This window comes from Massilia oculi (assembly GCF_017582745.1).
Lineage (GTDB): Bacteria > Pseudomonadota > Gammaproteobacteria > Burkholderiales > Burkholderiaceae_D > Telluria > Telluria oculi_A.
In genome coordinates this window covers 1-5406 of record NZ_JAFVIM010000055.1, presented here as the reverse complement: position 1 = coordinate 5406, position 5406 = coordinate 1, and the positions used below count along the sequence as shown (strand labels likewise).

6 protein-coding genes and 1 pseudogene are annotated in these 5406 nt (G+C 58.7%); all 7 read left to right on the top strand.

Annotation, left to right across the window (positions count from 1 at the left end; translation table 11 throughout):
- Positions 1-108: 108 nt before the first annotated feature.
- Positions 109-645 (top strand): ParA family protein, encoded by a 537-nt coding sequence (locus tag J3U95_RS27795; RefSeq protein ID WP_208281707.1) that lies wholly within the window; start codon positions 109-111, stop codon positions 643-645.
- Positions 642-1805, top strand: coding sequence for a ParB/RepB/Spo0J family partition protein (locus J3U95_RS27790; protein ID WP_208281706.1), 1164 nt, complete (start codon positions 642-644; stop codon positions 1803-1805). Before J3U95_RS27795 ends, J3U95_RS27790 begins: the two co-directional genes overlap by 4 nt.
- Positions 1802-2137 carry a hypothetical protein gene (locus J3U95_RS27785; RefSeq protein WP_208281705.1) on the top strand — a complete coding sequence of 112 codons (336 nt, stop codon included), beginning with the start codon at positions 1802-1804 and terminating at the stop codon, positions 2135-2137. The genes J3U95_RS27790 and J3U95_RS27785 overlap by 4 nt, the downstream gene beginning before the upstream one ends.
- Positions 2138-2321: 184 nt before the next feature.
- Entirely contained in the window at positions 2322-2891 is a 570-nt protein-coding gene (mobC, locus tag J3U95_RS27780; RefSeq protein WP_208281704.1) for a plasmid mobilization relaxosome protein MobC, read from the top strand.
- A 145-nt stretch (positions 2892-3036) separates the two neighbouring features.
- Complete coding sequence (locus J3U95_RS27775; RefSeq protein ID WP_208281703.1) at positions 3037-3993, top strand: relaxase/mobilization nuclease domain-containing protein; 957 nt, start codon at positions 3037-3039, stop codon at positions 3991-3993.
- 101 nt (positions 3994-4094) lie between these two features.
- The gene (locus J3U95_RS27770; RefSeq protein ID WP_143054528.1) at positions 4095-4523 is read left to right on the top strand and encodes a hypothetical protein; all 429 of its coding nucleotides are present in this window, start codon (positions 4095-4097) and stop codon (positions 4521-4523) included.
- A 589-nt stretch (positions 4524-5112) separates the two neighbouring features.
- A pseudogene (locus tag J3U95_RS27765) lies at positions 5113-5406 on the top strand (dTDP-4-dehydrorhamnose reductase); the annotation flags it as partial.

Sequence of the window (5406 nt, the reverse complement as noted above, 5' to 3'; positions counted from 1 at the left end):
GTGCCGCCATCCTCAATCGCTTCACGCGCTTGGGCACGCCCACGACCGTAGCGGTGACCATGCCGTAAATCCGTCTGGGGTTTGGGGTACTACGCGCTCAATTGATTTATGCAACAAAGCCACCTGCAGTTAGTCATCAATTTGCGAGCACGGTTGTCGGAATTGGACCCGCACTACCAATATGCCGTTTTCGACACTGCAGGTGCCAATAGTCGTATTGCCAACGCATTTCTGATTGCATCCGATTTTGTAGCAGTTCCAACCAAGATTGATGAGCACAGTATCCGGGAATCGGTTGAGACTATTGGACGTATTGGTGGAGTACAAACGCACACGGATCCGCGCATGCGCAATGAAAAGCTGACCTTCCTTGGCATTCTGGTGAACGAGTACGACCCGCGTCAGCCGTTTCAGGTGAAGCAATTCGGGCGGCTACTTGAGGAACATGGAGACTTGATGGTCCCGTACGCCATTACGGACCGGCAGGCCTATCGCGAAGCGGTCAGCGCGAGGGTGCCCGTGTGGAGACTGCGCAGCGACGACGGGAATCATGTCAAGACCGCGGCTCGCGATGCTGGCAAGGAGATCCTTACTGTCTTCGCCTATTTCAAGAAGCTGATGGATGCAGACGAGGTCATGACATGAGGGCGCTGACCGCATTGAAACAGGCTGCCAAGGCACCGCCGCACGCCGACGGCCGTCCGCCCGAGATGCTGCTTTCCAAGATTGTCAGGGATCCGGAGAATCCTCGGCCGCCTCTGCACCTACGTACGCCGGACGAACAGCAGCAGCAGATCGAGCTGAACGAAAACGTCCGGCAGCGTGGTATCAAGTCGCCGATCTCGCTACGCCCTCATCCGTCGGAGCCGGATACCTGGGTGATTAATCATGGGCATTGCAGATACGATGCGGCCGAAGCTGCGGGGTTCGCCACGATTCCCTATTTTGTCGATCCGAACTTCGACAGCTATGACCAGGTTGCCGAGAATTTGCACCGCAGTGACTTGTCGATCTGGGCGATCGCGGGCTTCATCAAGCGTAAACTCGATGAGGGTCAGTCGAAGACCGCGATCGCGCAGCGGCTCGGGAAAGAAGGACTGAACTATGTGACGGAACATCTGGCTCTGGTCGATGCTCCGCATTGCGTACACGGGGCATATGCGAACGCGGTTCGATCGCCGCGGACTCTGTACGACTTGCGTCGCGCGCATGACGAGTTTCCGGAGCAGGTCGATGCGTGGTGCCTCGGTGGTGCGAGGATTACAAGGGATTCAATCAGGGAGCTGCTGGAGGGATTACGTCATGACGTAATCGGGGCCGTTTCACAGCAGGAGAGCGAGATCGCATTGCCTAATAGCACGCTCGAAACAAGGACTCGTGCCGATGACCAGGCAGGAGATGAATCCGGCTCAAATAATGTTCAGGACGCTTTGGAGCGTGCGCGATCACGTCATGACGTAATCGTTGCATGCCCTCAGCGTGACGAGCCTACGTTGAACTGCGGTGGTGAAGAACAGCAGTCCGGCGATCCGCCTTCAACGAGCGGCGGATTACGTCATGACGTAATTTTTGGGAGCCCTCCCTCACCTGCGGCCTCGACGCCAGCGCCGTCTCGCAAGTCATCTGGCGCGAACCCGTCAACCACCAATCCGGCTTGGAACGGCGACGCTACTAGCGAGGAGATTCCGGTGCGTTACATGGGTCGCGATGCAACGGTATCGCCGGAAACAAAAGTGACGATTGCTGTTGATGGTGAAAGAACCGAAGTGAGGTTGGCGGATTTGGAGTTTTCGAAAAGTCGATGACGTTGCGCCATCCGATCGACAAGGAGCTTACCGTGAAGGAAACGACGAAAGCGCTGCTGGTAGTTGCCGCTAGGAGCATGTTTGCAGTGGTCAAGTTCTCTCTTTACGTGCTGTTGCTTCTGGTCGGGCGAGTTTTCCTTCCGGTCGCAGGTGTAGCGGCCGCCATCGGAGTCGTCGTGTTTGCGTTCTGCGCGCTGTTTCGTCCCGATCTGCAGATACCAATGTTGTCCGGCGCTGGTCTCGCTCTAACGTCGACCGCCGCTTCGGTCTTCTATGACGCGGCATTGCGCCTTGTGGCGCCCGAGGGGACCACGATTGTTCGCGACATCTAAGCTGTGCGCCCGCAGCCCGAAGGGCGAGGACCAATGCTTGATCTCGAAGAGATTAAGCATTTAAGACGACAGTCTATCCTGCCTAAGACCTAAAACCGCAAGCAAGACAAAACCGTCAGGCCCAGCGCGGCCAGGACTATACCGAAGTCGATTCGCAACCATCAGAAATTTGTGGAGGATGCAAATGGCACAGATAGGCACGATAGTCACTGACGAGATAAAAGCGCAGTTCGATCTGGAAGCGCGGTCACGCGGCACGACCTCTTCGCGACTGGCCGCGGCCATCATCGGCGACTTTCTCGCGCAGGGTGTTGTAACGGACAAGGCGGCAGGAAAAACGCCTTCGGTGCCGCCGATGACCATGCAGGCGAAAGAGGTCGAAGCGAAGACGGAGCAGGTCTTTGTGCGTCTTGAGCCCTTCTACTTCGAAGAACTGGGAAGACTGGCGCAGGAACGGCTTTGGTATCGAGGGACATATCTTGCGAACCTCTTCCGCGCACACGTTACAAACTCCCCGGTGCTTTGTGAGGCCGAAATCAACGCCGTTCGGCAAGTGGCACGGCAGTTAGCGGACATGGGTCGTAACATCAACCAGATCGCCAGGAAGCTGAATGCGTCGCTGGAGCATGCACACCTCGTGACATCGCTCGATTTCGAGCTGGTCAAAATGATCATCGACCTCGAATCCTCTGCCGTCAGAAACCTGATGCAGGCGAACGTACGTGGATGGGGAGTGTGCGATGCAGAAGCATGAACCACTGGGCGACGCTCGCCCTGGTCGACGGCCAAGCATCAAGAGACTGGTTTTCCACCCGCCGACTCGGAATGTATCGGCTGACTCGCCGAAGGGATCAGGGCAGTCATGGCGCAGTCGAGACTGGGCCACTATCAAGGAGGGGTTGCGCCTCACCGTGAAGCGCGCCCCCGAAGTCGTCATCAACGTCAAGGGCAGCCGTCGGTCGCAAGGCAGCGACCATGCCGCGATCGAAGGAGTTCTGCGCTACATGATGTATATCTCGCGTAATGGGCAGCTGCCGACGTTCGACGAGCACGGCGAACGGAGCGAGGGACGCGAAGAAGTGCACGACAAGCATGCGTCGTGGAACCTCGACATGCAGCGAATGAAGGGCATGAAAAACGTGCCTCTGCATCCCTCGTTCAACATCATCTTCTCCATGCCGGCCAAGACCGACCCGGAGAAGGTCCTTGAAGCGGCCCAGGCAGTCGCGCAAGCAAGCTTCCAGGGCCACCAATACCTCATGGCGCTACATACGCATGAGACTGATCCAGCGAAGGACGCTCCCGAGCACCCGCACGTCCACCTGATCCTGCGGGCAGAGGACGAGGATGGGAATCGGATCCACATCCGCAAGACCGACCTGCGCGCCTGGCGCGAACAGTTTGCCTCGGAGCTGCGCGCACGCGGCATCGACGCGAACGCGACTTCGCGCGCCGAGCGTGGACGGTCGCGCAAGGCGGTTAGCAGCGCGGAGTGGCATATCCAAAAGCGGTATCAGAACGCTACAGGCCCCCGCGGTTCCGGCGATGCATCGCAAGCCAGGGTGGCCCGCTTCCATGCTGCGGCAGAGGAACTGCGCGAGGGCAGGACCGAACCGAAGCCATGGGAAATCGCGATGGCGGCGCGGCGGCGCGATGTACTGCGTGAACTCGCGGAAAATGCTGTCCGACTTCGTCGCGAGGGTGATTCCGAGCTGGCCGATCAGGTAGAGCGATTCGCCAAGGACATGGCTCCCCTTGATTCGGAGCGGCGCCAGATACAACGAGCCTTGGTCGAGCAGGTGAAAAAACGTCTTCGCGAACACGCCGTCGACAACGCAGAAGACCTGTCAAGGTAGGTCGATAAGACCTGATTCACCTCAATGAGCGCTAGGTCGTTCAGACCTATCCTGTCTATATGCCAGGCCACCCCGGCCAGGCCTCGACAGGAGTCATTATCATGAACACGGTCGATCCTCGATCCGTTCAATCAGTGATCTCGGAACTAAGCGCCCAGCACCTCGAACTGGCGCCGGAAGGGTGGCGCCAGTGTGTTGAGAAGATTGCGGAAGGCTATGCCGAAGTGGTCGGAGGGCACGTCTACTGCCTGAACTGCGACGGCGTTCTACAGGGTGCACAGGGCCATGACGTCCACTGCGTGACCATGGTCGCACGCCGCATGCTGGCGAACGAGCCCCTGATCCATGCCTTCCTCACACTCGACCCGATGGATTGCAACGCGCAGGCCCGAGGCACAGGGCGTTTTCCACAGTCTGCTCGTCGAACCGATCGCTCATATAGCAAGCCACGCACGTTGTCGCGGCGTGCCGATGCGGAGTATGCGGCCCCTACGTTCCTGCAAGCCAAGCACCCGGTACGGAAGTCATGACCGGGCCGGCACCAGCGACGTTGTGCCTTTATACCGACGAGGGTTATCAAGTTCCGGAGCCGGAAGATATCAGGGTGGTGATCGACATGCTGGGATTGACCGCCGATCAGGTAGCGGCGCTGGTGGGAGTACGGGATGGCAGGGCTGTCCGGCGCTGGCTCGCTCCCCCGTCATCGAGTACGCACGCGAAGATCGCCTATGCAGCCTGGCGTCTACTGCTCCTGGAGGCGGGGCTGGTACGACTACGCAGGAAACGAACGCTCCGATGACGTGTCCAACACAGAACCGATTTGATAAGAGGTGGCTCCATGGAAGACCTACAAGCTGCGCAGGAGTGGCGAGCGCGTCGCGGCTACGCCGGACGGGGTGGCATCGTTGTTGTCTTCGATGGCATCGCACAAGGATGGGTGAACGAACTCCGGAATCCTGAAGCTTGGCGACCTGGATGCGTGGCCGTGGACGAAACCGGATGCAATTGGTGCGCTATCGGCGGGAACGATCAGCTTGGAGCGTCGACGTAGATGCCGCTGGATGCGCATTCGTGGAACAAGCGCGTGAGAGTGCGCCGCTATTCTAAGGGAGCGGTGAGATGAGCCTGCAGGATGCGGTTAAGGTGCTGCGCGATCTCGCTGATGCACACCCTGTAGAAAATCGGTCCCGACTCATCGCCGGCGCACTGGCACTGAGTACTGCAACCTACTCCTGCGGCGATCGCGACCTCGCTGATGCCGCGATCGGACTGAGAGTACTGGCAACTGGCGGAGCCTGTCAGATTTTCTGTGTGGAACGGGGTCATGAAATAATCCTGAGAGGACTGTTCCATGACCGATGCAATGACCACGAAAAAGCCCAAGAAGCAGAAAGCTGCATACCCGTTCCCCGT

Coding starts and splice junctions, on each gene's coding strand:
- J3U95_RS27770 (WP_143054528.1), top strand. CDS start 4,095: ATGAACACGGTCGATCCTCGATCCGTTCAATCAGTGATCTCGGAACTA.
- J3U95_RS27795 (WP_208281707.1), top strand. CDS start 109: ATGCAACAAAGCCACCTGCAGTTAGTCATCAATTTGCGAGCACGGTTG.
- J3U95_RS27790 (WP_208281706.1), top strand. CDS start 642: ATGAGGGCGCTGACCGCATTGAAACAGGCTGCCAAGGCACCGCCGCAC.
- mobC (WP_208281704.1), top strand. CDS start 2,322: ATGGCACAGATAGGCACGATAGTCACTGACGAGATAAAAGCGCAGTTC.
- J3U95_RS27785 (WP_208281705.1), top strand. CDS start 1,802: ATGACGTTGCGCCATCCGATCGACAAGGAGCTTACCGTGAAGGAAACG.